Origin of the sequence: Actinomadura sp. KC06 (genome assembly GCF_004348735.1) — a bacterium.
In the GTDB taxonomy this organism is placed as follows: Bacteria; Actinomycetota; Actinomycetes; order Streptosporangiales; family Streptosporangiaceae; genus Spirillospora.
In genome coordinates, this window is record NZ_SMKT01000016.1 from 1 (window position 1) to 25,814 (window position 25,814).

Below are 25,814 nucleotides of genomic sequence, written 5' to 3' on the forward strand. Positions count from 1 at the left end.
GGAGCGGGAGTGGGGGATCCGGGTCAGTTGATGACCGATGTGGGTGGGCTGTGGCGGCGGACGGCGCGGCGGACGCGGGCCTGGTCCTGGGACTCGACCGCGTCCACCAGGGCGACGTGGATGCGGAAGGTCTTGCTCGCCGTGAAGAGGGCGTCGGAGCTGACTTCCTCGATCTCGTTCTCGATCATGTCGAGCATCGTGGTGTAGATGACGCGCAGGACCGCGTTGGGGGTGATCTGGGCGATCCGCCGGTGCACGGCCCAGTTGGCGCGCAGGAAACCGGCGGCGTCGCCGCGCTGCTCGTCCATGCGCTCCAGCAGGCGGCGCAGGTCGGTCAGGTCCTCGTCGGTGCGGTGGACGGCGGCGTCCATGAGGATGGGCTCCTCCAGCGCGTCGCGGACCGCCAGGCACTGGGCGCTGGCCACGCCGTTCTCGCGCAGCCCGAGGATCAGGTGGTTGACGCGCACGTGGCTCGGCGTGCGGAGGGCGAAGAGCCCGCCGCCCGGGCCGGGCTTGGCGGACACCACACCGCGCATCTCCAGGAGCCGGACCGCCTCGTTCACGGTCCCGACGGCGACGCCGTACTCCTGGCGCAGATCCTCCTTGGTGCCGAGCCGGCTGCCGTCCGGCAGCGCGGTCTCGATGATCTTGCGTTCGATCTCGCGGGCGATGGTCTCGGCGCGCGACAGCCGCCACTCGGTGCGGCCAGGACGCTCGGGAAGACTCACCGGTCGCTCTCCAGGAATGTGGGTCGGGTAACGGTCGTCCGGAAGATGGCAACAGGGACAGCCGTCACATCTTGACAGATAATCATCATGCTCAATATATTCAGTTTGAGGCTGGATTGCAATCTGGTGGCGACCGCGCCGGCCATGCGAGCGGTACGCGGTGCGCCGGCGCGCCCGAAGGTCCACGATGTGCGGCCGACCCCGGCCGGCGCGACGACGCGGGAGGCGACGAGGAGCCGCCCCCAGAAGGAGTTTTCGTTGACCCGGACTTCGACCATGTCGACGCCGATCATTCCTGGCATGAGACGGCGACTCCCGCGAACGCCGAAGTTCATCGATGGGCTTCTCGGCGCAGCGGGGCTCGTGGCGGTGCTGGCCGTTCTTGAGCTTTCCACGATAGTCGGATTGCTGCCAGAGAAGACGTTTCCGCGCATCTCCGCTGATCTGCGGGAGCTCGCCGGATTGGCCACCGGCTCGGAACTGTGGACGGCCATCGGCGAGACCCTGCAGGGCTGGGCCGTCAGTTTCGGTCTCGCCGTGGTGATCGCGGTCCTGCTCGGGCTCGCGATCGGCTCGAACGCCGTCCTGCACGCCGCCACCAGCGCGGTCATCGAGTTCCTGCGCCCGATCCCGTCGGTCGCGTTGATCCCGCTCGTCGTCCTGGTGCTCGGCACCGGCATGCAGAGCAAGATCTTCTTGGCGACGTTCGCCGCGAGCTGGCCGATCCTCGTCGCCACCATCTACGGGATGCGGGACGTCGAACCGGTCGCCCTCGACACCGCGCGCTCGTTCCGGGCCCGTCCGCTCGACACGCTGCGGTCGGTGGTGCTGCCGAGCGCGGTGCCCTACATCGCCCCTGGGCTGCGGGTGGCGTCGACCACCGCGCTGATCCTCTGCGTCACCGCCGAACTGGTGATCGGCGCGCCCGGGCTCGGCCAGTCGATCACCGTGGCCCAGGCGGGCGGACGGTTCCCGCTGATGTACGCGTTCATCATCGCGACCGGCCTGCTCGGGGTGCTGCTCAACCTGGTCTTCGTCGCCATCGAGAAGCGGCTGCTCCGGTGGCATCCGTCGCAGCGAACCCAGGGAGGCGCCCAGTGAGTCCAGGGAGGGGCATGATGAACCGCCGCGCGGTGCTGCTCGGCATCCAGATCGGGGCGCCCGTCCTCGTCCTGCTCGGCTGGGGGCTGTGGTCGGCCGGCAGCGTGAACATCTTCTACCCGCCGCTGACGACGATCCTCGACGTCTTCCAGGACACGTGGCTCTTCGAGCGGGTCGGCTCGGACGTCGTCCCCAGCCTGGCCAACATGCTCGCCGGGTTCGCGCTGTCGATCGTCATCGGCGTGCCGCTCGGCATCCTCATCGGCCTGCGGCGCACGTTGCGCACGGCGCTGGCGCCGGTCATCGAGTTCGTCCGGGCGATCCCGCCGCCGGCGCTGATCCCGTTCGGCATCGTCGTGCTGGGCGTCGGGACGAGCATGAAGGTGTTCATCATCCTGATGGTCGGCCTGTTCCCCGTCCTGATGCACACCATCGACGGGGTGCGCGGGGTCGACCCCGGGCTGCTCGACAGCGCGCGTGCGTACCGCGTCGGACGTCGCGACCGGCTGGTGCGCGTCGTGCTCCCGGCCGCCGCGCCGCAGATCTTCGCGGGGATGCGCGTCTCCCTCTCGCTGTCGCTGATCCTGATGGTGATCAGCGAGATGGTCGCCAGCACCCGCGGGATCGGCTATTTCATCCTGGAGTCCCAGCGCACCTTCGCGATCCCCGAGATGTGGTCGGGGATGGTGCTGCTCGGAATCCTCGGCTACCTGTTCAACCTTGCCTTCGGCACCATCGAGCGTCGTGCGCTGCGCTGGCACCACGGAGCACGAAAGGGAGCATCCTGATGACCGACGAAAAGCCGATCCTCGAGGTCGACGGCCTCGGCAAGACCTACGGCGGCGGCGCCGGGGCGGTGCACGCGATCGACGAGATCGGCTTCACCGTCGCGCGCAGCGAGTTCGTGTGCGTGGTCGGCCCCTCGGGCTGCGGCAAGACCACGCTGCTGCGCTGCCTCTCGGGGCTGATGCCCGCCACGAAGGGGCAGGTGCGCGTGGACGGCCGGAAGGTCGACCGCACCCCCGACGACATGGCGATCGTCTTCCAGGACTACAGCAGGTCGCTCTTCCCGTGGATGTCGGTGACGGAGAACGTCGCGTTCCCGCTGCGGCGCAAGCGGCTGGACCGTGCCAAGCGCCGGAAGCTGATCGGCGACTCGCTGGAGGCCGTCGGCCTCGCCGACGTCGGCAAGCAGTACCCGTGGCAGCTCTCGGGCGGGATGCAGCAGCGCGTGGCGATCGCCCGCGCGCTCGCGTACGAACCGCAGATCCTGCTCATGGACGAGCCGTTCGCCGCTCTGGACGCCCAGACCCGCGCCGACCTGGAGGACCTGACCCTCGGGCTGCGCCACGACTACGGCGTGACCGTGGTGTTCGTGACCCACGACATCGACGAGGCGGTCTACCTGGCCGACCGCGTGATCGCGCTGACGCCGCGGCCGACCCGGGTGCGGGAGATCATCGACGTCGACCTGCCGCGTCCCCGCGACCAGCTGACCACCAAGGAACTGCCCGACTTCGCCCGCCTGCGGAGCCACGTCTACCGCCAGGTCCGCCAGCTCGGCGACGACGCGGGCCGGGACGACGCGTCGGGGACCGCTCAGGCCGCCGACCTGGACGCGTCCGCCCGCGCCTCCTGATCGCGTCCGCCGCGCCTCGTGGTCGTAGATGGTTTCGACCTATTGAATATATGGATTAGGCGGATTATGTTGGGCGTGACGGACACGTCCCACCGGTGACGTTCCCGGCGCCGCCGGTCGGCGTCCCGCATCCGCACCGGACCACATCGACTCGCGCGCCCCTCGCGCACCCCCGAATCCTCTGGAGTTCCGAGATGTTCTTTCTCCACCGCGGCCGGTGCGGACGCCCGGTCCGCCGCCGCACCGCCGTCGCGGCCGGCGCGCTGCTGGCCCTGACGCCCCTCACCGCCTGCGGCTCCGGAGACGGCGCGAAGGTGAGCGCCACCGGCACGGCGGAGGTGACGCTCGGCGTCATCCCCATCATCGACATCGCGCCGGTGCACCTCGGCATCTCGAAGGGCGTGTTCGCCCGGCACAAGCTGAAGGTCACCACGCAGAGCGCGCAGGGCGGCGCCGCGATCGTCCCGGCGGTGGTGAGCGGCGACTTCGAGTTCGGCTACTCCAACCTGGTCAGCCTGTTCACCGCCCGCGACAAGCGCATCCCCGTGACGATGGTCGCCGTGGGGGCGCGGGCGTCCGACGACGTGCTGGACGACGGATCCGGGCAGCTGATGACCCGCGATCCCGCGATCAAGGGGATCGCCGACCTCAAGGGCAAGAAGATCGCGATCAACACCCTGAAGGGCATCAACGAGGTCGCGGTGAAGTCCAGCCTCAAGAAGCAGGGGCTGTCGCCCGACGACGTCTCGCTCACCGAGGTCCCGATCCCGAACATGCCGGAGACGCTGAACTCCGGCAAGGTGGACGCCGCGATGATGAGCGAGCCGTTCATCTCCATCGCCAAGGGACAGGGCGCCAAGCCCCTTCCGGTCAGCTACGCCAGCATGGGCCGGAACCTGCCGTTCGCGGGGTGGTTCACGTCCAAGCAGTTCGCGGCCAAGAACCCCGAGGTCGTGAAGCGCTTCACCGCCGCGCTGAAGGAGTCCCTCATCTACGCCGAGGCCCACCCGGACGAGGCCCGCGCCGCCCTGAACGGCTACCTCAAGCTGGACGCCGGCCTCAGCGGCAAGGTGACGCTGCCCGGCTGGAACCCCGAGGCGGGACGGAACGAGATCGCCCCGCTGGCCCAGCTGGCCGTCGACGCCGGGCTGATCGGCAGCACCCGTCCGCTGGACGACCTGCTCGCCCGCTGACACCACCGAACCTCGGGACGACCATGAGCTCACAACCGCGCACCACCGCCGGACCGGCCGCTGGCCAGGACTTGTCACGCGAACCGTCCGGAGCGGCGGCCATGACCAGCGGCGAGGCCAAGGGCGGCGACGTCTTCGCCGGGACGCTGGCGGAGCTGACCTGGTACGAGGTCGACCACGCCGCCCGATCGGGAGCGGTGCTGCTGTGGGCGTTCGGGGTGATCGAACAGCACGGCCCGCACCTGCCGACCGGCACGGACGTCTACGTGCCGAGCGCCCGGCTGCGCGCCGTGCAGGCGCTGCTGGCCGAGCGCGGCGTCCAAGCGCTGATCATGCCTCCCTACTACTGGGGCGTGAACGTGGTCTCCGGGTCGTTCCCCGCGTCCTACAGCGTGCGGCCGGAACTGATGCGGGAGGTCATGGTCGATCTGCTCGCCGGGATGGCCCGCGACGGGTTCCGGCACGTGTTCTGCTTCTCCGGCCACGGCGACGCCCTGCACAACCGCACGATCCACGACGGTGTGCGGGCCGCCCGCGACCGCACGCCCGCGGACACCAGCTTCGTCACCGAGCCCGCACTCGCCCGCCGCATCGGCCTCGACCTGGACGACCCGTCCCTCACCCTGTACGGCCCGGACGAGCCTCCGCCGCCCGGCCCGGCCGACGTGCACGCCGGACGATGGGAGACGTCCCTGATGATGCACTCCCATCCCGAACTGGTGCGCGAGGAGGTGCGCGCCCGGTTGGAGCCCAGCGGATTGGGCGCGTCCGACCTGGCCATCTGGCGGCAGGGCTTCGACGCCGCCCGCCGCGTCACCCCCGACGGCTACTTCGGCGACCCCGCCGCGGCGGGGGCCGGAGAGGGGCATCGCCTCCACGCACTCGCCGCCGAGCAGGCCGCCGACGCGATCGCGCTTCGCCTGCGGCGGCCGCCTCGCCTGCGGCCGCCCGCCCAGACCGCTCACCCTTCCCGGACGGAGGAATGATGGCTGAGATCAGCCTCGCCGTGGCCGCGAGCCACACTCCCGGTCTCACCGGCTGGTTCGACAAGGCGCCCGAGGCCGACCGGGACACGGTCCGCGCGGCCTACGCCGAGATCCACGACGCCGTCGTGCGATCCCGTACCGACGTGCTCCTCATCATCGGCAACGACCATGTGGAGAACGCCCCGGTCAGCGACTACCCCGACTTCACCTTCGGCCTCGCTGAACGGCACACCGGCCCGGACGAGTGGTTCAAGCCCTGGCTACGCGTCGCCGACTACGCCGTGCCGGGCCGTCCCGACGTCGCCGACGTCCTCTACAGGAGCGTGCAGGAGGCCGGGCCGCGCGTCCGCGCCGTCCACGAGAACCTGCGCTACGACGACAACCTTTCCGTGCCGATCACCCTCGCCGGTCTCGTCGACGCGGGTGTGGCGGTCGTGCCCGTGCTGCAGAACTGCACGGTCCCGCCCATCCCGGACGAACGGGCCTGCTACGCGTTCGGCGCGGCTCTCGGCGACGCCATCCGCACCCGCCTCCCGGCGGGCCTGCGGGTCGGCCTGTTCGGCTCCGGCGGCCTGTCGCACGAGCCGGGCGGGCCGCGCTATCTGGAGATCGACGAGAAGTTCGACCGCTGGTGGATGGACCTGCTGGTCGAGGGCGACCACGAGAAGATCCTCGCCGAGGCCACGTTCGAGCGCATGGAGCAGGCCGGCTCGGGCGGCACCGCGGAACTGCTCTCCTGGACGGTCGTCATGGGCGCGATCGGCCCGCGCCCCTGCAGATCCCTGGGCTACGCCGCCGTCCCGCAATGGCGCTGCGGCGTCGGCGCCGTCCGCTGGGACCTGTCCTGACCCGCCGACTACCCGAATGGACGCATCGGACATGGCACTCGAACACTTCGATCCGCTGCTGCGCACCAACGACCTCGTCCAGGACCTGAAATGGGACCGCGAACTGCGCGCCCGCTTCGAGTCCGCCGAGAAGGAGGTGCTGGACGGCTACCCGCTCACGGACGAGGAGCGCACGGCGATCCTGGCCCGCGACTTCAGGCGGCTGTTCCTGCTAGGCCTGCATCCGTACCTGCTCTCCCAGCTCGCACGGCTGGTCTACGGCATGGGGGAGAAGGCCGGCACCTCCGAGGCCGCGACCGCGCTGATCAAGTCGCTGCTGGGCGACCAGTACGAGACCTACATGGCGGAGCGCGGTGGCGATTCATGAGCACTTCGCAGACGGCCCTGCTCGTCATCGACATGCAGAACGACTACTGCCACCCCGACGGCGTGTTCGCACAGGCCGGACTCCGCGTCCGCGATCTTGACGAACTGGTCGGCGAGGTCAACACGCTCGCCGCCGCCGCCCGCTCGGCGGGCCGCCCCGTCATCTGGGTGCGGATGGAATGGGACGGCGACGCCGACGTGGGCCTGCTCGCCGACCGCAGCCCGTTCCTGCGGACGCAGGGCCTGCGGCGCGGCACCTGGGGCTCCGAACTGCTCGCCGGGCTGGACCGCGCGCCGGACGACCACGAAGTGATCAAGACCCGCTTCGACGCCTTCCACCGCACCGGCCTGCGGGAACTCCTGCACGACCTTGACGTCGGGACGCTCGTGGTCGCGGGCGTCCGCACCGACTTCTGCGTCGAGTCGACCGTCCGCCAGGCCTTCTTCCACGACCTGCGGGTGATCGTGCCCCGCGAGGCCGTCGCGGGATATGTCGACGACCTCCACCTCGGCAGCCTGCGCCTGATGGGCACGGTCTTCGCCGAGGTCGGCTCGGTCAGCGACGCCGCCGCCGCGCTCGCCGAAACCGTCCCGGCCGCCTCACCGTGACCGTCCGGACGGCCGCGCCCGGCGTCATGCCTTGTCGGGCGTGGGCACTGTTTTCGTGATGAGCGGGGCAGAACGGAAGCCCTTGGTGACGAGCCAGATACCGAGCGACAATTCCCAGACGATTCGGCCCCGGATCGCCGGGCCAGTCGTAGAGAACCACGCTGGAACAGGCGCTGTCTCCACCTCCCGATGGCCACTTCAAGCCGCGCCGTACCCAAGCCCCCTCGTCTACCGCGGCACGGTCAAGAACCCTGGTGCGTCCGGCTTAGGCGGTGGTCTTGGGGTCGCCGGTCAGCGGGGCGAGTGCGGCGTCGATGGCGTCGGCGAGGCGGTGGGGAGTCGGTTCGGCGCGGGCGACGACGTGGAGGCCCTGCATGAGCGCGAGGAGGAGGCGGGCCTGGGCCCCGCAGTCGACGTCCGGACGGACCTCGCCTGATCGCTGCGCGATCTGGAGGGCCTGCGCCAGGCCGGTCTCCAGCGCGCCGAAGCCGTCATGGACGAGCCGGGCGGCGGTCTCGTCCGCGGGGAGCAGTTCGGCGGCGGTGTTGCCGAGCATGCAGCCGCGTCCGGGGGTCGCCCGCGCACCCTCCAGAACGCTCAGGAGAAGTGCCCGGATCCGGGGCAGGACGGCCCCGTCGCCGGCCCCGTCGCCGCTGAGTTCGGCGGCCTGCTCCCGGGCCGCGTCCACATAGCGCTCCAGCGCGCGCAGGAAGAGCCCGTGCTTGTCGCCGAACGCGGCGTAGAGGCTGCCAGGCAGGACGCCGAGCTCGTCCTTGAGATCCCGGAGCGAGGTGGCCGCGTAGCCGCGGCGCCAGAACAGCTCAAGGGCCTCCGCGGCGACCTGGCCGTCGTCGAAGGAGCGCGGTCGTCCGGTGCGTGGCATGCCTGGATCCTACCGACTTCTTGACAGTGCGTTCAAGAATTGCGAGGGTGCTCGCATCAACTTCTTGAGCGGCCATTCAAGAAGAACTCGTGAGGAGACCCCGTGAAGCGCCTTTTCCTGCACATCAACGTGTCGGTCGACGGCTACATCACCGACCCGGAGGGCGACATCGACTGGCGGTTCGCCGACCAGGAGTTCCAGGACCACATCGACGCCCTGCTGGAGTCGATCGACGGGATGGTGTTCGGCCGGGCCGCCTTCGAGCAGCTCGCCGGATACTGGCCGACCGCCGGCGACGAGGTGTCCGCCACCCAGCGGCGCCGGATGCACGAACTGCCGAAGTACGTCATGTCGCGCACCCTTCGCGTCACCGAATGGCACAACTCCTACCCGCTCGGCGACGACCCGGCGTCCGCGCTCGACACCCTCAAGCGGCAGGACGGGCGCGACCTCGCCCTGTTCGCCGGCGGCCGGGCCGCCACGGCCGCCATCGGCCTCGGCGTCCTGGACCAGTTGCGGCTCGTCGTCAACCCCGTCCTCCTCGGAGGCGGGACCCCGCTGTTCAACGGCGAGTACCCGAGGCGGGACCTCCGCCTCACCGACACCCGAAGGTTCGCCTCAGGCGCCCTGCTCAACACCTACGACCTCTGAGGCCGTGCGCGGGTCGGCCTACGTCCGCGTACTGCGCGGCGTCCGGTCGCCCTGCGCTGATCAGGATCGCGAGGCCGCCTTCGGGCGGGCGACCGCTGGTGTGAGGGTTTTGAGGGCTTGGAGGATGTCGTCGACTCGTTCCTTGGCGTCGCCGAAGAGCATGTGGGTGTTGTCACGGAAGAAGAGCGGGTTCTGGACGCCCGCGTACCCGGTGGCCATCGAGCGCTTGAACACGACGACCTGCCGGGCGTTCCAGACCTCCAGGACGGGCATGCCCGCGATCGGGCTCGCCGGGTCCTCCTCGGCGGCGGGATTGACGATGTCGTTGGCGCCGATCACCAGGACCACGTCGGCGGCGCCGAAGTCGTCGTTGATCTCGTCCATCTCCAGCACCAGGTCGTAGGGCACCTTGGCCTCGGCGAGCAGCACGTTCATGTGGCCGGGAAGGCGGCCGGCGACCGGGTGGATGCCGAACCTGACCTGGACGCCGCGGTCGCGCAGCCGCGCGGTCAGCGCGGCGACCGGGGCCTGCGCCTGGGCGACGGCCATGCCGTAGCCGGGAACGATGATCACCGAGGAGGCGGCGGCGAGCGCCTCGGCGGTCTCGTCGGCGGTGATCTCCCGGTGCCGGCCCTGCTCGCCGCCGGACGCGGCGGGCGCCTCGAGGCCGAAGCCGCCGGCGATGACCGAGAGGAACGAGCGGTTCATCGCCTTGCACATGATGGCCGACAGGTAGGCGCCCGACGCGCCCACCAGCGCGCCGACGATGATCAGGAGGTCGTTGCCGAGCAGGAACCCGGACGCGGCGGCCGCCCAGCCGGAGTAGCTGTTCAGCATGGACACCACAACCGGCATGTCGCCGCCGCCGATGGACGCGACCAGGTGCCAGCCGAGCAGCAGCGCCACGGCGGTGACCGCGATGAGCGACCACAGCGCGGGCTCGGCGACGAACGCGACCGTGAGACCGGCGAAGGCGACGAGCGCCGCGACGTTGAGCAGGTTCTTGCCCGGCAGCATCAGCGGCGCGGACTTCATCCTGCCCGACAGCTTGCCGAACGCCACGACCGAGCCGGTGAGGGTGACGGCGCCGATGAAGACGCCGATGAAGACCTCGGCGCTGTGGATGCCGAGCATGTCCTCGCGGGCGAGCTCGGCCGCCTCCGCCCCCTCGGGGTGGTGCTCGACGTGCAGGTAGCCGCTCCAGCCGACCAGGACGGCGGCCAGCCCCACGAAGCTGTGCAGCAGCGCGATGAGCTCGGGCATCGCGGTCATCTCCACCGCCCTGGCCCGGTTCAGGCCGATCACCGCGCCGGCCGCGATCGCCGCCACGAGCAGCGCGAACGCGGGGACGCCGATGTCGCCGTCGATGGTCAGGGCGACGGTCGCGACGAGCGCCACCGCCATGCCGAGCATGCCGTAGGTGTTGCCCAGGCGGGCGGACTCGTGCCGGGAGAGCCCGGCCAGCGCGCGGATGAAGAACAGCGCCGCGACGATGTACGCGGCGGTCGCCGTGGTTGCGATCGTCATCGCCTAGCTCCTGACGAACATGGCGAGCATGCGGCGGGTGACCGCGAATCCGCCGAAGACGTTGATGCTCGCGAGCAGGATCGCCGCGAGCGAGAGCACGGTGATCGCCGCGTTCCCCGTGCCGATCTGCAGCAGCGCGCCGACCACGATGATCCCGGAGATCGCGTTGGTCACCGACATCAGCGGGGTGTGCAGCGCGTGGTGGACGTTCCCGATGACGTAGTAGCCGATCACGATGGCCAGCGCGAACACGGTCAGGTGCACCTGCAGCGCCGCGGGCGAGATCGCGATCAGGCCGAACGTCCCGGCGGCCGCGACGGCGGCGCCGAGCCTTCGCAGCGCCGGGTTCGCCTTGCGGGACGGAGCGTCCGGCTCGGCGTCCCGCTGCTCCTGCTGGACGGCCGCGGGCGCCGCCGAAACCGCCACCGGGGGCGGCGGCCAGGTGAGCTCGCCCTCGCGGACGACGGTCATCGAGCGCTGCACGACGTCGTCGAAGTCCAGGACGAGCACGCCGTCCCGCTCCGGGGTCATCAGCTTCATCAGGTTGACCAGGTTGGTGCCGTACAGCTGGGACGCCTGCGCGGGCAGCCGTCCGGCCAGATCGGTGTAGCCGAGGATGATCACGCCGTTCGCGGTGACCACCCGCTCGCCGGGCACCGTGCCCTCGACGTTGCCGCCGTTGGCCGCGGCCATGTCGACGATCACCGAGCCCGGCCGCATCGTCGCCACCATCTCGGCGGTGATCAGCTTCGGTGCGGGCCTGCCGGGGATGAGCGCGGTGGTGACGACGATGTCGACCTCACGGCACTGGTCGGCGTAGAGCGCGGCGGCGCGGACGTTGTAGTCGTCCGACATCTCCTTGGCGTAGCCCGTGTCCGGGGCGTCGTCCGGATCGGCCTCGGCGACCGCGAGGTAGTCGCCGCCGAGCGAGCGCACCTGGTCGGCGACCTCCGGCCGCGGATCGGTGGCCCGGACGATCGCGCCCAGGCTGCCCGCCGCGCCGATCGCCGCGAGCCCGGCGACGCCGGCCCCCGCGACCAGCACCTTCGCCGGCGGCACCTTGCCCGCCGCGGTGACCTGGCCGGTGAAGAACCGCCCGAACTCGTGCGCGGCCTCGATCACCGCCCGGTACCCGGCGATATTGGCCATCGAGGAGAGCACGTCGAACGACTGCGCACGGGAGATCCGCGGCACCGCGTCCAGGGACAGCGCGGTGATCGGACGCTTGGCGAGGTCGTCCACCAGTTCCGGCTTGAACCGGGGGTTCAGCAGGCCGATCAGGGTGGTGCCCGGTCGCAGCGCGTCCAGCCGCTCGGGGGAGGGCGGATTGACGCCGAGCACCACGTCGGCGGCGGCCGCGTCCCCGATGGCCGCGCCCGCGGCCTCGTACCGGTCGTCGGGGAAGCCCGATCCGGCTCCGGCGCCGGGCTCGACGACCACTTCGTACCCGAGCTTCTGCAGTTGGGTGACGGTGTCCGGTGTCACCGCCACCCGCCGCTCGCCGGGCGGATCCTCCTTGAGAACTCCAACGATCATGACAACCACCTCACATCTGGCGCACGTCAGCGGCCTGCGGGCGCGGAACGGGCAGCGCGCCGCGGGGCGTCCGCCAGTGCGGGCGCGGGCGAGCGGACGGCGTCGGGTATCTCGACATCAAGTTAATTCTGCCACGCGCACGGCCGCTTCCGCTTTGCGCTGTGTGCCAGTCTTGGCCATGAAAGTTTGGGCACTTGGAATAAGTGCCGCTGCGGACAGTGACGAGAAGGACGCGCTCAGCCCTCCCCGTCGCGCGACGGAGGCGCGACGGGGGAGCGACAGCGGCGGGACGGGCCGGCGACAAAACCTGACAACGGGACGGACGGGCGTCGGCGGATAACGACACCGGTTTCTCTTCTTTGAGACGGCTTGGACAATTACAACGGTCCATAACGCGGCGCGCTGATGTGATCAGCGGAAATGCCGTTCGGCGGGATGGCGTCCGGGGCGTCATAGCAGAATTCGGCATTAGCCGGATCGCTACAGTTATGGTTGCGTTCAGCTGACGGAAGTGGGTCGAGCGCCCGTTTGGTCCGCGACGCCTCCGGCTTCGGGCTTCCCAGCACCAAGGACGGCTCATGATGGATCCGAACACCGCACGGTCGCGCGCCTCCCGGCGCGACCGGATCAGTGTCGCCGCGGCCATCGCGCTCGGGGCCGGGCTCCTCCTCGGAGGCGGCGGCTGGGCGCTCATCGCGAACGGCGAGGAATGCGAGTCCGGTGGCGCGTCCCTGGTCGTGAAGGCCGATCCGGCGATCGCGGACGCCGCGTCCTCGATCGCCGCGCGGCAGGGGTTCGGCGGTTGCGCCGGTGTGCGGATCGTGCCCGAGGCGTCCGCCGACACCGCGGCCGCGCTGGCGGCCGGGCGGGGCGTGCCCGACGTCTGGATTCCGGACTCCGAGCTGTGGCTGGACCTCGCGCGGAGCGGCGCGTCCGGGCGTACGGTCCTCGGACGCTCGGTCTCCGTGGCCGTGTCACCGCTGGTGTTCGCCTTCCCCCCGGCGGCCTCGCCAGGCCGGAAAGGCCGGACGTGGGCGGGCCTCCTCCCCGGCGGGACGGGCGGCGAGCGGCCCGAGGCGGGGAACGACCTGCTGATCCGGATGCCCGACCCCGCGCGGACGGCGACCGGAATGGCCTCCCTCCTCGCGCTGCAGGACTCCATCGGGAACGGGCACGGCTTCAGCACACTCAAGAGGTTCGCGGGCACGCTGCGCACGATCGAGATCCTGGAGCCGGGGCAGGACCCGGCCGCCGTGCTGAACGGGCCTGCGCAGGGCGCGTCCGCCCAGGTCGCGGTCGTCTCGGAGCAGCAGGCGCTGCGCTGGGGCGGCACTGGACGGGCCGGGGTCCCCGGCACGGTGTACCCGTCGTCCGGCACGCCCGCGCTGGACTTCCCCTTCACCGTCACCACGGCGGACCTCGGCAAGCAGCGCCGTGCAGACGAGTTCCTCCGGGCGTTTCGCGCTCCTGCGGGCGTCACGGAGCTGAACCGCCGCGGGCTGCGCTCCGCCGTGACGGGTGCGGGCGGTGTGGGGCGAGGTGGCCTGTCCATGCCGCTGCCGCGGATCCAGGCGGTGGCCAGCCCGGGCTCGGCGTCCTGGGTCCAGCAGACGTGGCGGAGTTTCAAGCAGGAGATCAACGTGCTCGCGCTGGTCGACCCGTCCGGTCCGGCGGGCGCGGCGATGACCGGCGCGGCCTGGCGCGGCGCCATCGGCCCCGGCGGCAACCGCCTGGACGCCATGCTGGTCTCCCTGAACAGGGGCCTCAACCTGGTCGGGGACGACTCCGAGTTCGGGCTGTGGACGACGTCCGGCGGGCAGAATTCAGGCGCACGAGGCACGCGCCGCTCGCACCGTCCCATCGTCGGGATCGGCGAACTCGGCAGCCGCACCCGGATGGGCACCACCCACCGGCTCTTCCTGGAGAAGCAGCTGAACGCGATCCGGCCGCAGCGCGGCGGTGGGGGAGCCGTTTACGACTCGGTGGTCGCGGCTTACGAGGAGATGAAGCGCCGCTACGACGCCGACCAGCTCAATGTGGTGCTGGTGCTCAGCGCGATGGGCGCGGACGGCCGCCCGTCCGCGCAATTCGGAAAGGCGTTGGCAAGGCTTCGGCAGCAGATCGATCCCGCGCGTCCGGTCGTCTTCGTGGTCGTCGCCTTCGGCGCCGGAATCGACCCGGGGCTGAAACAGATGACCGGGGCGGTCCAGGGGCATTCATTCCAGATCAAGAACCCGGAGGGAATCGAGGAACTGTTCAGGAATTCCGATCTGATGCGCGTCTGCACCCCGCCCAAGTGCTGACCGTCAGGGAATCCGGCGACGCGGGCGCGGCTCCCGACCGCGAGCGGCTCGGCGTCGCCTTTCGCGTGCTCCTGGTGTTGCGCGGGCTGGTGCTGGCCATGACGGTCATGCTCGTCCCGGACGACTGGCGCGACGCGTCGCTCATGCTCGCGGTCGCGGCCGTGGGCGCCGGGACGGCCGTCGCCTGCCTGGCCTGGCGCGGCGTCCCCTCCCTGCTGCTGCGCCATCCGACGCTGTGGTGCCTGGACGCCCTGCTGATGTGCCCGGTGCTGGTGTCGGGCGGGGCGCTCGGCCCGTACTTCCTGGTCACCGTCCTCACGTCCGCCATCGCCGGGGTCCTGTACGAATGGCGGGCGGTCCTGGTCATCTGCGCCGCGCAGACGGCGCTGTTCTTCGCCGCCGCCGCGGGCGGGGACGGGCAGGAGGCTGCGGCCAGGACACCGGCCTTGATCGGGCTGCCCGCGTTCTATCCGCTCGCGGCGTGCGCCGGGGTGGCGCTGCGCCGGTTCCTCGACGACTACGCCGACCTCGAAGAACGGCATCGGCACGCCGCGGCGGCGCTGTCGGCCGCGGAGGAGCGCGCCCGGCTGGCCCGCGAGATGCACGACTCGCTCGCCAAGACGCTGCAGGGGATCAGCATGTCGGCCGAGGCGCTGCCGATCTGGGTGCGCCGGTCGCCCGAGCAGGCCGAGGCGGACGCCCGCGCCGTCGTCGCCGGGCTGAAGGTCGCCGCCCGCCAGGCCCGCGCCCTGCTGTCCGACCTGCGCGACGACGTCTACCAGCAGCCGCTGGACGGCGCGCTCGCCGCCGTCGTAGCGGAGTGGAGCGCCCGGACCGGCATCGCGGCGGTGACCCGGCTGCCGGGGGGACCGGACGAGACGGCTGCGGTGCGGTACGAGATCATCTCGATCGTCCGGGAGGCGCTCGCCAACGTGGAGCGGCACGCGGACGCGCGGCACGTCCTCGTGGTCCGCGACACCGCCGCGTCGACGCTGCTCGTCCGCGACGACGGTCGGGGGTTCGTGCCGCCCGAGGGCGACCGGCTGGACCTGCTGGCCCGGGACGGCCACTACGGCCTGATCGGCATGCGCGAACGAGCACACCGAATCGGCGGCCGGCTCACCGTGGACGCCACACCAGGCCAGGGCACGACCGTAACCCTCCAAATGCCGCCCACCGACCACCGACCAGCACCGAGCCCCCCGCCGAGAGCAGCACCGAGCGCTTCGCCGGGGGCGGTACGGTGAGCGCGCCTGGGCGGCGGGCGACGGGTGGGGCGTCGCCGCACATCCGTGTCATGGTCGTCGAGGACAATCCGATCGTTCGCAGCGGGCTCGTCACGCTGCTGCGGGCGTCCGGTATCGACGTCGTCGGCGAGGCCGTGGACGGGCGGCACGCGATCGAGCTGGCCGGACGCCTCCGTCCGGACATCGTGCTCCTCGACGTGCGCATGCCGGTGCTGGACGGCGTGGCCGCCGCCGGGCCGCTCAGCAGGATCGCCAAGGTCCTGATGCTCTCCTACGACACCGACGCCGCGGTGATCGGCGACGCGATCCGCAACGGCGCGTCGGGGTACCTCGTCCACGGCGCCTTCGACATGCCCGAGCTCGTCGCCGCGATCCGGGACACGGTCGGCGGGCGGGACAGCCCGCTGTCGCCCGAGGCGAGCATGGCGGTCGTGGCGGCGATCCGCCGCACACCGCCCGCCGGGACGCCCGCGCCCCACCGCGCCCGATTCGGTCTCAGCCCGCGCGAGAGCGCGGTCATGGACCTCATCGCCCGGGGCCGCACCAATGCCGAGATCGCCCGCGAGCTGTTCATCTCCGAATTCACGGTGAAGAACCACGTGAACCGCATATTCGCGAAACTCGCGGTCGACACGCGCGGCGCCGCCATCGCCCGCTGGCTGCGCACGGACGAACCGCCCCCGGCGCCGGAAGATCCGTGAAAGAACCGCGACAGGAAAAGGACAGGTCAGCTCGCGACACTTCTCGCGTACGTCAGTTCACGCGCGAGAAAGGTGTGCGAGATGCAGTACCAGAAACTGGCCCGAATGGTGGCCGTGCCCGGACTGGCACTCACCATGGCGGCGACCCCGGCCATGGCCGCGACCGCCCAGGCCACCCCGGCGAAGCCGGCGACGCAAACCGCGGCCAAGCAGACCGATACCGCGGCCGCCGCGGCCGCCGTCAAGCGGATGAGCCGGAAGTGCTCCAAGCCCAAGGGCAAGAAGCTCAACATCTCCTTCGCACCCGGCAAGCAGTCCACGACCTTCTACTTCAACAACCACTGCAGCCACAAGGGCTACATCAAGGTCCGCACGTGGACCACCGGTAAGCCCAACTACAAGACCACGTGCATCCGCGTCAACGCCAAGACCAAGGGGAAGAAGAGGATCTGGCACGTCGGCGGGTGGTGGGACCGCACCCAGCTCGTCGGCAAGTGCTGACCCCTCTCCCGTTCCCATGCCCGTCGAGCCGGCCCGGGGGCCGGCTCGGCGGGCATGCGAGGCACGGCCACCGCTAATCGATACCGGCGATTCGCGATGCGATGGGTGAGAGATCGCCGTGCAGAATGCGCCGATGAAGTTCATTGATCGAGGCCCCCGGCTCCACGCCGAGGGCCCCGACCAACCGCGTGCGAACCGTCGTATAGCGTGCGAGCGCTTCGGCCTGCCGTCCGCAGCGGTATAACGCGACCATCAGCAGGCCCGCGATCTGCTCGTCCAAGGGATGCTCGTCGGCGAGCCCGGCGAGCAACGGCACGGTTTCGGCGTGCCGCCCCAGCCGGAGCCTCGCCTCGGCGCAGGCGAGCACCGCCGCCAGCCTTTCCTGGTCCAGCGTCATGCGGACCCGGTCGGCCCACGCGCCGGTGATTCCGGTGAGTTGCGCGCCCCGCCACATCCCGATCGCACTGTCGAGAAGTCGGACGGCCATTGCGTCCGCGCCATTCCAGACATTCTCGCGAGCCTGCGCGACGGCGCTCCGGAAGCGATGGACGTCGATGTCCTCGGGAGCGGCGACCAGCACATATCCTCCGCACCGCCGGATCACGCGCTCCCGCTCGGCGGCGTCCCCGGACGCCTCGGCGAAGGCCGCCCGTAATCGCGCCGCAAGTGTGTAAAGCGCCGCCTGCGGATGGCGGGGGAGCGACTCGTCCCAGATCCGGTCGATCAGCGCGGCGTCGGGAATTATCTGGTTCGGTTCCCAGGCCAGCACCGCCAGCAGCCCTCGCACCCGTCCCGACCTCAAGACCGCTTCGCTCCCTCCGAACCGCGCAGTCACCGAACCCAGCAGTCGCACTTCCACGGCCACTCCCCACAGCTCCGGCAAGGACAAGGCTCACCCTGACGGCCGCCGCTCCAGGCCGTACAGGTGCCAGAGACCTAACCCGCCGAACGAAAGACCACCCACTAGTGCCGCAGCACTACCCGCGCCGACGCCGCAGCCGCCCGGTATCGGTCACGCTCGCGGGTGGAGCCGCCGGGCGGCGGTGGTATGCCGGGCCAGGACGTCCGACCGGGGTTCGACGCCGATGCCCGGCCCGGCAGGCACGCGCATAAGACCGTCGTGCAGGACGAACGGCTCGGTGAGGTCCTCGGCGAAATAGCGGTTCGAGGCCGACAGGTCGCCGGGGAGGGTGAAGCCGGGCAGTGCGGCCAGCGCCAGGTTGGCGGCGCGGCCGATGCCGGTTTCGAGGTTGCCGCCGCACCAGACGGGGACGCCGTGCGCGGTGGCGAGGTCGTGGATCCGCCGGGCCTCCAGGTAGCCGCCGACACGGGCGGGCTTGACGTTGACGGCCCGGCAGGCGTCGAGCGCGATCGCGGCGGCGGCGTCGCGCGCGGTGTGGATGGATTCGTCCAGGCATATCGGGGTGGCCAGGCGCTGCTGCAACTGCGCGTGGGCGTACAGGTCGTCCTCCTGCAGCGGTTCCTCGATGAGCAGCAGGCCGTACTCGTCCAGGCGGCGCAGGTGCCCGGCGTCGCCGAGGGTGTAGGCGGTGTTGGCGTCCACCTGGAGCGGCAGGTCGTCCCCGAACCGCTCCCGGACCGCGCGCACCGGGTCCAGGTCCCAGCCGGGCGCGATCTTGAGCTTGATCCGGGCGTAACCCTCGGCGAGATACCGCTCCACCGTGTCGAGCAACTCGCCGACCGAGCCTTGGATGCCGACGGACACGCCTACGGGAACGGCCTCCCGCGCCGCGCCCAGGAAGGTGCCGAGGGACATCCCGTAGGAGCGCAGTTCGGCGTCCAGCAGCGCCGTCTCGAGCGCCGCCTTGGCGAGCCGGTTGCCCTTGACCGCCGCGAAGACCGGGCCGAGCGCGGCGACCCGCGGCTCGGGCAGCGCGAGGACGCCGGGCAGCAGGAAGTCGCGGACGACGATCTCCGCAGCATCCGCGAACTCGGGGTAGTAACCGGGTTCGGGGTCTCCGGCGAATTCGGCCCAGCCCTCGGCGGCGTCGGTGACCACGTGCAGGAGGAACGTCTCCTTGGACGTCATCGTCCCGGACGACATTCGGAAGGGGCTCACGAGCGGCAGTGCGACCTCGATCAGGTCGACGTGCTCGATCCTCATCGGCCGGCCATCGCTGAGCTGTCCATCGGCCCCCTTCTCCGGTGCACGGCCGGGCGGGTCGAACCTTCTGTGTCCTGCACCACCTGAAATGGCGGGTATGTGTTGGTAACTTATCTCTATGGGTCGACGTGGACCAAGGACCATAGAGATCGCTTTGTCGGACGAAGAGCGCCCCGACCCAGTTTGAGCCGGCTGCGATGACGGTGGGTAAATGGCGGGACCGGTCCACCGTCCGGCGATTCGCCGAGCCGTCGGACGGTGAGCGCAGCGGGTGACCGAAGGCCGCACCGGTGCCGCCGGGAGGCGGACCGGGCCCAGTTGACTCGGTGGGCGGCAGACGAAGGCGGCGCAGTTCTCGGGACGCGAGGGCCGCGTCCGGAACGGCAGCCGGCCGGATCTCAGGTGAGTTCGATTTCAAATCCCGAATTCGGGAATGCTACGAGGCCATTGCCCATCCATTATTCCCCGGGATCGGGCGGCTGGTCGTCCCGTCGCCGCGGCGGCGCTGAATTCAATCGATTACCGACCGCTGACCTTAAGATCATCTCCGCCCGCACCGGCCTGGCACTCGGGCATTCAGCCGTTTACTCGGCAGCCAATGCGGTGCCGCGCGCCGCCGTACCTCCACGTGAGCGCCAAAAGGTGACATATGCGACATAACGCCGTCCGGGGCACCCGCTCTCAACTCTGGGCAAGACCGTTCGATCGCTCCGGCGGCGCTTGCCGAGTCACGACATCATCCCCGTCGGCGCGAAAAAGTGCCCAAGCTAGACTAACCATTTAGGTACAGCGAGCGGCCGGTGATATAACTTCCTTTCGGGATGCATCCATCGGCGATGCCCGCTTTGGCTGATTCGCGCTCGGAGCCGCTCTCTCCGCCGTGGGCGTAGCCAGGGGGCGGCGCTCCGGAATCAGCATCGACGATGGGCACCGCGCCGAGGTACCCGCCGTCCTAAGAAGACCTCGGTGTCGAAGGAGTTGTGATGATCCCCACCCACCACGATGTGATCATCGTCGGCGGAGGCATCATCGGAGGTGGGATCGCCGAACAGCTGCGATGCGGGTCGCGACTGCGAGTGAGCATAGTGGAGCAGGAGCTCCGCGCCCGCGTCAAGACCGGTGCCTCGCAAGCCGCGGCCGGTGGGATCAACCCGCACCTGTACGACGAAGGACACGGCGCCCTCGGCCCCATGGCCCAACGCAGTCGAGACCTTTACCCGGATTGGATCGAGCGGCTCCGCGTCGCCTGGGGGCAGCCGATCGAGCTCCGCCGTTCCGGGCTCCTGTGCGTGGCGATCGAGGAGAAGGAGCACGATCGGCTGATCAACGATGTGCTTCCGCTGCTCCGCGAGCGCGGCGTACCCGCCGAGGAACTCGGCGCGGACGAGGCGCGCAGGCGCGAGCCGCTGCTCGGGTCCGCCGTCACGGGAGGGCTGTGGCTGCCGGACGACCTCGCGGTGGAGCCCCTGCGCGTGATGGCCGCGCTGGAGGCGCTCCTGAAAGCCGACAACGGCTTAACCTGCGTGCCCGACCATGCCGAGGACATCAGCGCGGACGCGGACGGTGTGCGGGTCGTCCTGAGATCCGGGCGCGTCCTGCGGTCCGACAAGGTGGTCGTCGCCGCGGGGCACCTGAGTCATGAGCTGGTCAAAGACTTCATCGACTGGCGGGACGGCGACTTCAGCCCCGTCAAAGGCCAGATTCTCGAGGTCGAGGCTCCCGTGAACGGCGGGCTGCGCACCCAATGCGACGCGCTGGTGCGCGACGACAACAAGACACACATCGTCCGCGCGACCCCCTACGCCGAGGGCCGGGTGGCCGTGGGCGTGACCCATGACCGGGGCGACGCCTCGACGGGGACGTCTCCGCGGGCCAGTGAGTCCATCCTGCGGAACCTGCGGCGAATCCTGCCGGACGTCGCCGGCTGGAAGGTCATCGGCGCCCGCGCCGGAATCCGGCCGGGAACGTCGGACGGGCTGCCGGTCCTCGGCTACGTCGATCCGCACCGCCGCGTGCTGGCCGCCAGCGGGCACAACGGCCTGGGGATCACGCTGGCGCCGCGCACGGCGCAGCTGGCCGTCAAGCTGCTGCTCGACACGCCGCTGACCGAGGAGGACCGCGCCGACCTGCATGTGAGCAGGCCAGAGCGGCTCGCCGCGAGCCCCTCGCGCTAGCCCCTCGCGGCTAGCTCCGGCCCGTCCCCGACCACTCGCTCTCCGTTCGCAGCACCAGGCGCAGGCTGTTGAGCGCCACATGGTCGCGGATCCGGTTGATGGTCAGGTCCCACTGCCGGGTCAGGCCCTGGAAACGGTCGAAAGCGTCCCACAACCCGTACAGGCCGGGCTGGACCCGGGCCTTGGGCATCCAGTGGTGAAGCAGGTGGTCGATGACGGGTCCGATGTGCTGGAGCGTCCGCTCCAGGTCCCCGGAGCCGGGCCGCGCCCGCTCGATCTGGCGGCCGACGAAGTCGAGCAGCCAATCGTGCAACGCCAGGTCTTCGACGAGGTCGAGCAGGTCGGACACGTCCGGCCACGCCACCGAGAGCCGGATCAGGCGGGTGCCCTCGGGCAGGACGGTGAAGCGGTAGAGGCCCGGGTCGCCGCTCTCCCGCACGGGCTGCAGCGCCCATCGCCACCGTCCCAGCGGAGCGTGCAGCGGCTGCCTGCCGTCGAGCAGCCTCGACCGCTGGAGGTTGAAGATCGTGGACTCGGCGGTACGCCCCATCTCGATGTTCAGATGGCCGTGCTCGGCCTGGGCGAAACCCGCGGCCGCGTCCTCCAGGCGCAACCGGCCCAGATACTCGACCATGCCGGGGTTGGCCAGGTAGTGCGACCATTCTCGCCGGTACTGCCGGGACGACGGCACGAGCGTGGTGTGCGAGCAGGTCTGCACGATCAGGCCGCCCGTCAGGGTGGCCCGTGTCGCGAACGTGCCGACGCCCCGGACACGACGTCCCGAGTGTGAAGGCATGAAGCAGTCGATGCCGGCCAGCCGCTGGGGCGAGACCGCGTAGGCGCGCGGATACGCGGCGTGCCGCACCTGCTCGCCGGGCACCAGGTCGAGCAGCCTGACCGTCTCCGCCATGGACAGCTGCGTGGAGTGCCCGAGGAGGCCCGTCCGGATCTCTCCGATGGAGAGGGTGCTCTCAGAAGCCGTCGCTGAAGACATGGGAGATCCTGCCGACGACGTCCCCGGGTAGATCGACCTTCTGGGCCGTGGCCTGGGCGGCGGTCTGCTCGGTGACGGCCGGATCGACCGAGACCTGGTCGAGGATGGTCCGGACGGCGGTCTCCACGTCGGCGAACCGGGTCTCGAGCAGCGACATCGTCTGGAACGCGGCGAACGGCTGCGCGCCGTCGGCGAGCTGGACGAGCGGCGGAAGGTCCTCCCAGTTGTCCGGGTACTCGCCCGTCCACCGCGCGGGCGAGACCACGGCCCTGCCCTGATGACGGAGAAGCCCCAGCCTGAGCAGCTGCCAGACGGCCGAGAGCAGCGCGCAGGACCAGCGCCGCTGACCGTCCTGTTCGTCCCAGAGCTGGACCTCCATGCAGATGGAGTGGCTCCGGGCGCCGTTCTGCTCGGGCGGCCGCCACGGCCGGGTGGCGAGCGCCTCGTCCAGCCCGTCCGGCCTGAGCCTGTCCTTGCTGTTGGAGACCCAGCCGGTCATGTGGACCGGCGGACGAAGGCCGTTGCTGCCCCGCGGGGGGTCGGAGACGATGCGTCCCAGGACCAGCTCCGCCGGAGACACCTCGCCGACGGAGGCGCACGCGGACTCCCGCACCAGGTAGTCGATGCCGAGCCCGGCGTCGTGTGCCGCGTCGAGCAGTTCGGGCACGAGCTTCTTCGGCGAGGCGACCTGGCTGAAGTAGTCGTCGACGAGGAAGCAGGTACTGATCCGCAGAGGCGCCGGATACCGAGCGCGGACGAAGCCCGCCCACGGGCTGATCCGTGCGAAATGGCGGCGCAGGGCCTCCGGGCCGTCCAGCAGGTCCTCCATGTACAGGTGGCCGAGTTCGAGTGACAGGTGCGAGCGCGGCACCAGCGCCACCCGCGGCTGGCTCGTGAGGACGTCGACCTCCAGCTCGGGTTCCGTCATATCCGGCTCCATGCCGCCGGATCGTCCAGGCTCGCGGCGAGCCCGGCGAACGCCTCGACGGTGCCGTCGTTGGCGATCTCGGCGTAGACGTCCTCGTCGGTGATGAGCTGTTCCCGCCACTGGAGCACCGGGTCGACGGGCACCGTCGCGATCACGGAGGTACGGCCCAGGCCCGCGATGTTGGCCTGCTCGTTGAGGCCCTTGTCCACCTGCCGCAACCATGCCTCCTGCTCGGCACGCAGCCCCAGCACGCCCTGGTCGCTCTTCGGGTCGATCACCGCCGTCCGGACGAAGCGGATGCACCGGCGCAGCTCGTCGCGGTCGTGGCCGAACAGGTTGCCGAACTCCAGCAGCCCGCGGTTCTCGAACACCAGGTCGGCCGCGGCCGAGATGTGCTGCCTGGTCCAGCGGTGGAAGACCAGCCAGCGTGTCTCCGAAATCCGCCGCTCCCGCGCGGTGACGGTGAGGATCATCTCCGCCGCATGGGACCGCCCGGCGCTCAGATCGATGAAGATCACCGAGAACTGGCTCTGCAACAGCAGCAGCAGCTCGGCGCAGCGCTCGATGACCTCGGGCTTGGCGGTGAACTCACCGCCGCCCAGGTCGCCGGGATACAGGACGAGGTTCCCCGCGCCCGTCGGCCGGGGACCGGAGCCCGGCGGACGGCGGCTCTCCGACCACACGTCGACATGGCCCGGCGTCACCGTCTTGCCCTGTAAATACCGGTGCAGCCCGTCCTCGTCCTGGGTTCCGTGGGCCATCCGCTCGATCCCGAAGATCGCTCCCGCGGTCGGCGAGCCGAAGTCGAAGTCCAGGTAACAGACGTCGTCGCCCTGCATCGCGCGCCGGTAGGCGACGTTGCACGTGGTGACCGAGCGTCCGGTGCCGCCTTTGTCGGAGGTGGCTATGACGAGCACGTCAGCCGGTCCCTTCCGCGGCGTTCTGCCGGGCCACGCCGACCCTCTCCAGCATGCGCAGGATCTCCATCGCGATCCCGATGGCGGTGGCGGGCCGCAGCGAGGCGATCTCATGAGCGTGGTTGAGGTTGAGCCGCGCCTCCTCCAGCTGGGCGCGCAGCGCTCCCCGGTCGACCACGTTGGCCTCGAGCAGCTCCAGATCGAAGAGGTTGTCGGTCTCGCTGAGGATGCCGCGGGCGTAGGAGTGGATGCTCCCGCTGCGCGGCAGCGGATCCCGGATGAGGCTGATCGCCATGACGATGCACTCGACGATCCGCTCGGTGTAGTACCAGGACGGGCGGTCGTTGTGCTTCTTGAGGCCCTCGAAGACGTTCGCGGCGTCGTCCCAGAGCCCCGCGTGGATCGAGTGCTCGATCCGGCGCCGGAAGACGTGCTCCCAGATCTCGTCCGCGGTCTGCACGAGGTCCTGCCGCAGCTCGGGGTCCCTGGACAGCCTGGCCAGCCGCAGGACGTTCTTGAGCAGCAGCGGGGAGAAGTCGTTGAGCCGCCAGAGCAGGTCGGGTTCCTCGGCGGTGCCGCTGCCGCCGAGCTGGATCTCCGTCCCCGGCGTGTGGTACCGGACGGCGGCGTCGTCCCGGGTGGCGCGGCTGGTCACGCGGCCGCGCTCGCCCAGCTTCGTGAGGATGTCCGCCAGCCGCGGGAGCTCCATGGTGCTCGTGCCGCGGACCTCCTGGTCCTGCAGCACCAGGGAGACGATCAGCAGGCTGAAGTGGTCGGACTCCCGGTCGTCGGTGGTGCGCCACGGCAGGTCCTCGAGCGGCCACCTGCGGGCGTCGCCGAAGGTCGCGATCGTGCCCCAGTACCGCTGGGTGAGCTCCCACCGCAGCTTGAGCGCGCTGGCGAGGCGCTGCTGCTCCTCGTTGAGGAGGCCGAGGACGGTCGTGCGCCCGGAGAACAGGTCCGCGATGCCGTCCAGCGCGTTCACCGTGAAGTAGAGGAAGGGCGCGCTTTCCGCGATGCCGCTGCGCTGGTTCGTCACCGAGGGAGCGATCTCCACCTCCGGGGCGTCCTCGGCGATGCCCCAGGTCCAGCCGATCTCGAACAGCCGGTTGCGGTTCTCGATCAGCTCGGTGGCGCGCTGCTGGCGGAAACCGAAGGTCACGTCCCCGAGGGAGGCCCGGATCTCCTGGAGCGAGGAGCGCAGCTCCTCGGCGACCTGGCGATTCGAGCGGCCGGCCCGGTTCACCGTGCCGAGCAGGGCCCGGCCCTCGGTGGAGTCGGGGGTGAAGACGTTGATGACGAAGCTGCGCAGCAGGCCGACCATCGCGGCGGTGAGCCGGACGTTCGCGATCCGCTCGAGGTGGCGCAGGCGGCGTTCGACCTCCGGGTTCATCACCGTGGTGCCGAAGCCGCGGACGAGCGACAGCGTGCTCAGCATGAGCGAGACCGCCATCGAGAACGAGTCGACGACGTCGACCTGCATCTGCTCCGGGGTGGGTTCGACGCCCTCCTTGGAGCTCTTGAAGTAACTGCCTCCTGTAAAGGAGGGGCCGTCGTTCTCGGTGTAGTACTCGATGTGCTCGATGAGCAACTCGATCAGGCGCTGGGGGATGTCCAGTTCGTCGCCGAACGGCCGGAGCACCTCGAGGATGTCGTCGGCGGTGTCGTCGGGCTGGTCGATCCGGAAGTAGGGAAGAACCGTCGCCGGATAGATGATGCACAGGAGCTGCTCGGCATCACTGATGGAATTTCGGTCGTACCGGCCGCCCCATTGCCACTTGTCCCCATCGAGCGAGACCTTCACGACGGAGCGCCAGAGGTTGAGGAGTTCTTCGCGTGGCTGAATCCTCATCGTGC

At 70.4% G+C, this 25,814-nt stretch carries 25 protein-coding genes; 14 read left to right on the top strand and 11 right to left on the bottom strand.

What is annotated here, in order from left to right:
* Positions 1-23: 23 nt before the first annotated feature.
* Together E1287_RS43590 and E1287_RS43595 are read right to left on the bottom strand one after the other, a co-directional pair.
* On the bottom strand, positions 24-728 hold the full coding sequence (locus E1287_RS43590) for an FCD domain-containing protein (protein ID WP_165968922.1): 705 nt from the start codon (positions 726-728) through the stop codon (positions 24-26).
* Positions 725-1,021 carry a hypothetical protein gene (locus tag E1287_RS43595; RefSeq protein WP_165968923.1) on the bottom strand — a complete coding sequence of 99 codons (297 nt, stop codon included), beginning with the start codon at positions 1,019-1,021 and terminating at the stop codon, positions 725-727. The genes E1287_RS43590 and E1287_RS43595 overlap by 4 nt, the downstream gene beginning before the upstream one ends.
* 7 nt (positions 1,022-1,028) lie before the next feature.
* Here E1287_RS43595 and E1287_RS08005 point away from each other — a divergent pair, with 7 nt between their 5' ends.
* From E1287_RS08005 to E1287_RS08040, 8 genes are all read left to right on the top strand, one after another.
* Positions 1,029-1,829 (top strand): ABC transporter permease, encoded by an 801-nt coding sequence (locus E1287_RS08005; protein ID WP_131964206.1) that lies wholly within the window; start codon positions 1,029-1,031, stop codon positions 1,827-1,829.
* Positions 1,826-2,617, top strand: a complete 792-nt coding sequence (locus E1287_RS08010) for an ABC transporter permease (RefSeq protein ID WP_207934081.1) — start codon at positions 1,826-1,828, stop codon at positions 2,615-2,617. The genes E1287_RS08005 and E1287_RS08010 overlap by 4 nt, the downstream gene beginning before the upstream one ends.
* On the top strand, positions 2,617-3,468 hold the full coding sequence (locus E1287_RS08015; RefSeq protein ID WP_131964207.1) for an ABC transporter ATP-binding protein: 852 nt from the start codon (positions 2,617-2,619) through the stop codon (positions 3,466-3,468). The genes E1287_RS08010 and E1287_RS08015 overlap by 1 nt, the downstream gene beginning before the upstream one ends.
* Positions 3,469-3,662: 194 nt before the next feature.
* Positions 3,663-4,661, top strand: a complete 999-nt coding sequence (locus E1287_RS08020) for an ABC transporter substrate-binding protein (RefSeq protein ID WP_131964208.1) — start codon at positions 3,663-3,665, stop codon at positions 4,659-4,661.
* 101 nt (positions 4,662-4,762) lie between these two features.
* Positions 4,763-5,647 carry a creatininase family protein gene (locus tag E1287_RS08025; protein ID WP_131964274.1) on the top strand — a complete coding sequence of 295 codons (885 nt, stop codon included), beginning with the start codon at positions 4,763-4,765 and terminating at the stop codon, positions 5,645-5,647.
* A complete protein-coding gene (locus tag E1287_RS08030; protein WP_131964209.1) occupies positions 5,647-6,495 on the top strand; it encodes a hypothetical protein in 849 nt (282 codons plus the stop codon). The genes E1287_RS08025 and E1287_RS08030 overlap by 1 nt, the downstream gene beginning before the upstream one ends.
* Before the next feature lie 31 nt (positions 6,496-6,526).
* Entirely contained in the window at positions 6,527-6,862 is a 336-nt protein-coding gene (locus E1287_RS08035) for an extradiol ring-cleavage dioxygenase (RefSeq protein WP_131964210.1), read from the top strand.
* Entirely contained in the window at positions 6,859-7,470 is a 612-nt protein-coding gene (locus E1287_RS08040) for an isochorismatase family cysteine hydrolase (RefSeq protein WP_131964211.1), read from the top strand. Before E1287_RS08035 ends, E1287_RS08040 begins: the two co-directional genes overlap by 4 nt.
* Positions 7,471-7,735: 265 nt before the next feature.
* Here the strand turns inward: E1287_RS08040 and E1287_RS08045 are convergent, their stop codons facing one another.
* Entirely contained in the window at positions 7,736-8,353 is a 618-nt protein-coding gene (locus tag E1287_RS08045; protein ID WP_131964212.1) for a TetR/AcrR family transcriptional regulator, read from the bottom strand.
* 102 nt (positions 8,354-8,455) lie between these two features.
* Here E1287_RS08045 and E1287_RS08050 point away from each other — a divergent pair, with 102 nt between their 5' ends.
* Entirely contained in the window at positions 8,456-9,004 is a 549-nt protein-coding gene (locus E1287_RS08050) for a dihydrofolate reductase family protein (RefSeq protein ID WP_131964213.1), read from the top strand.
* A 60-nt stretch (positions 9,005-9,064) separates the two neighbouring features.
* On the opposite strand, the gene pntB is transcribed toward E1287_RS08050, so the two are convergent.
* A complete protein-coding gene (gene pntB, locus E1287_RS08055; protein ID WP_131964214.1) occupies positions 9,065-10,531 on the bottom strand; it encodes a Re/Si-specific NAD(P)(+) transhydrogenase subunit beta in 1,467 nt (488 codons plus the stop codon).
* Positions 10,532-10,534: 3 nt separating this feature from the next.
* On the bottom strand, positions 10,535-12,067 hold the full coding sequence (locus E1287_RS08060; protein ID WP_131964215.1) for a Re/Si-specific NAD(P)(+) transhydrogenase subunit alpha: 1,533 nt from the start codon (positions 12,065-12,067) through the stop codon (positions 10,535-10,537).
* A gap of 578 nt (positions 12,068-12,645) precedes the next feature.
* On the opposite strand from E1287_RS08060, the gene E1287_RS08065 reads away from it, so the two are divergent.
* The 4 genes from E1287_RS08065 to E1287_RS08080 all read left to right on the top strand — a co-directional run bounded on the left by E1287_RS08065 (position 12,646) and on the right by E1287_RS08080 (position 16,819).
* Complete coding sequence (locus E1287_RS08065; protein WP_131964216.1) at positions 12,646-14,370, top strand: substrate-binding domain-containing protein; 1,725 nt, start codon at positions 12,646-12,648, stop codon at positions 14,368-14,370.
* Complete coding sequence (locus E1287_RS08070) at positions 14,364-15,617, top strand: histidine kinase (RefSeq protein ID WP_131964217.1); 1,254 nt, start codon at positions 14,364-14,366, stop codon at positions 15,615-15,617. The genes E1287_RS08065 and E1287_RS08070 overlap by 7 nt, the downstream gene beginning before the upstream one ends.
* Before the next feature lie 50 nt (positions 15,618-15,667).
* Positions 15,668-16,318 carry a response regulator transcription factor gene (locus tag E1287_RS08075; protein ID WP_131964218.1) on the top strand — a complete coding sequence of 217 codons (651 nt, stop codon included), beginning with the start codon at positions 15,668-15,670 and terminating at the stop codon, positions 16,316-16,318.
* Positions 16,319-16,399: 81 nt separating this feature from the next.
* Entirely contained in the window at positions 16,400-16,819 is a 420-nt protein-coding gene (locus E1287_RS08080) for a hypothetical protein (protein ID WP_131964219.1), read from the top strand.
* Positions 16,820-16,892: 73 nt separating this feature from the next.
* Here the strand turns inward: E1287_RS08080 and E1287_RS08085 are convergent, their stop codons facing one another.
* Together E1287_RS08085 and menC are read right to left on the bottom strand one after the other, a co-directional pair.
* The gene (locus E1287_RS08085; protein ID WP_165968924.1) at positions 16,893-17,606 is read right to left on the bottom strand and encodes an AfsR/SARP family transcriptional regulator; all 714 of its coding nucleotides are present in this window, start codon (positions 17,604-17,606) and stop codon (positions 16,893-16,895) included.
* A 225-nt stretch (positions 17,607-17,831) separates the two neighbouring features.
* Positions 17,832-18,944, bottom strand: a complete 1,113-nt coding sequence (menC, locus tag E1287_RS08090; RefSeq protein ID WP_131964221.1) for an o-succinylbenzoate synthase — start codon at positions 18,942-18,944, stop codon at positions 17,832-17,834.
* 983 nt (positions 18,945-19,927) lie between these two features.
* On the opposite strand from menC, the gene E1287_RS08095 reads away from it, so the two are divergent.
* Positions 19,928-21,118 (top strand): FAD-dependent oxidoreductase, encoded by a 1,191-nt coding sequence (locus tag E1287_RS08095; RefSeq protein WP_131964222.1) that lies wholly within the window; start codon positions 19,928-19,930, stop codon positions 21,116-21,118.
* A 10-nt stretch (positions 21,119-21,128) separates the two neighbouring features.
* Here E1287_RS08095 and E1287_RS08100 read toward each other — a convergent pair whose 3' ends face one another.
* From E1287_RS08100 to E1287_RS08115, 4 genes are read right to left on the bottom strand one after another with little or no spacing between them, the layout of a single operon-like run.
* Complete coding sequence (locus E1287_RS08100) at positions 21,129-22,112, bottom strand: SCO2521 family protein (RefSeq protein ID WP_131964223.1); 984 nt, start codon at positions 22,110-22,112, stop codon at positions 21,129-21,131.
* Entirely contained in the window at positions 22,090-23,040 is a 951-nt protein-coding gene (locus E1287_RS08105) for an SCO2522 family protein (protein WP_131964224.1), read from the bottom strand. Before E1287_RS08105 ends, E1287_RS08100 begins: the two co-directional genes overlap by 23 nt.
* Positions 23,037-23,957: an SCO2523 family variant P-loop protein gene (locus E1287_RS08110; protein WP_131964225.1), complete on the bottom strand. Its 921-nt coding sequence runs from the start codon at positions 23,955-23,957 to the stop codon at positions 23,037-23,039. The genes E1287_RS08105 and E1287_RS08110 overlap by 4 nt, the downstream gene beginning before the upstream one ends.
* A 1-nt stretch (position 23,958) precedes the next feature.
* Positions 23,959-25,809, bottom strand: a complete 1,851-nt coding sequence (locus E1287_RS08115) for an SCO2524 family protein (protein ID WP_131964226.1) — start codon at positions 25,807-25,809, stop codon at positions 23,959-23,961.
* Positions 25,810-25,814: the final 5 nt, after the last annotated feature.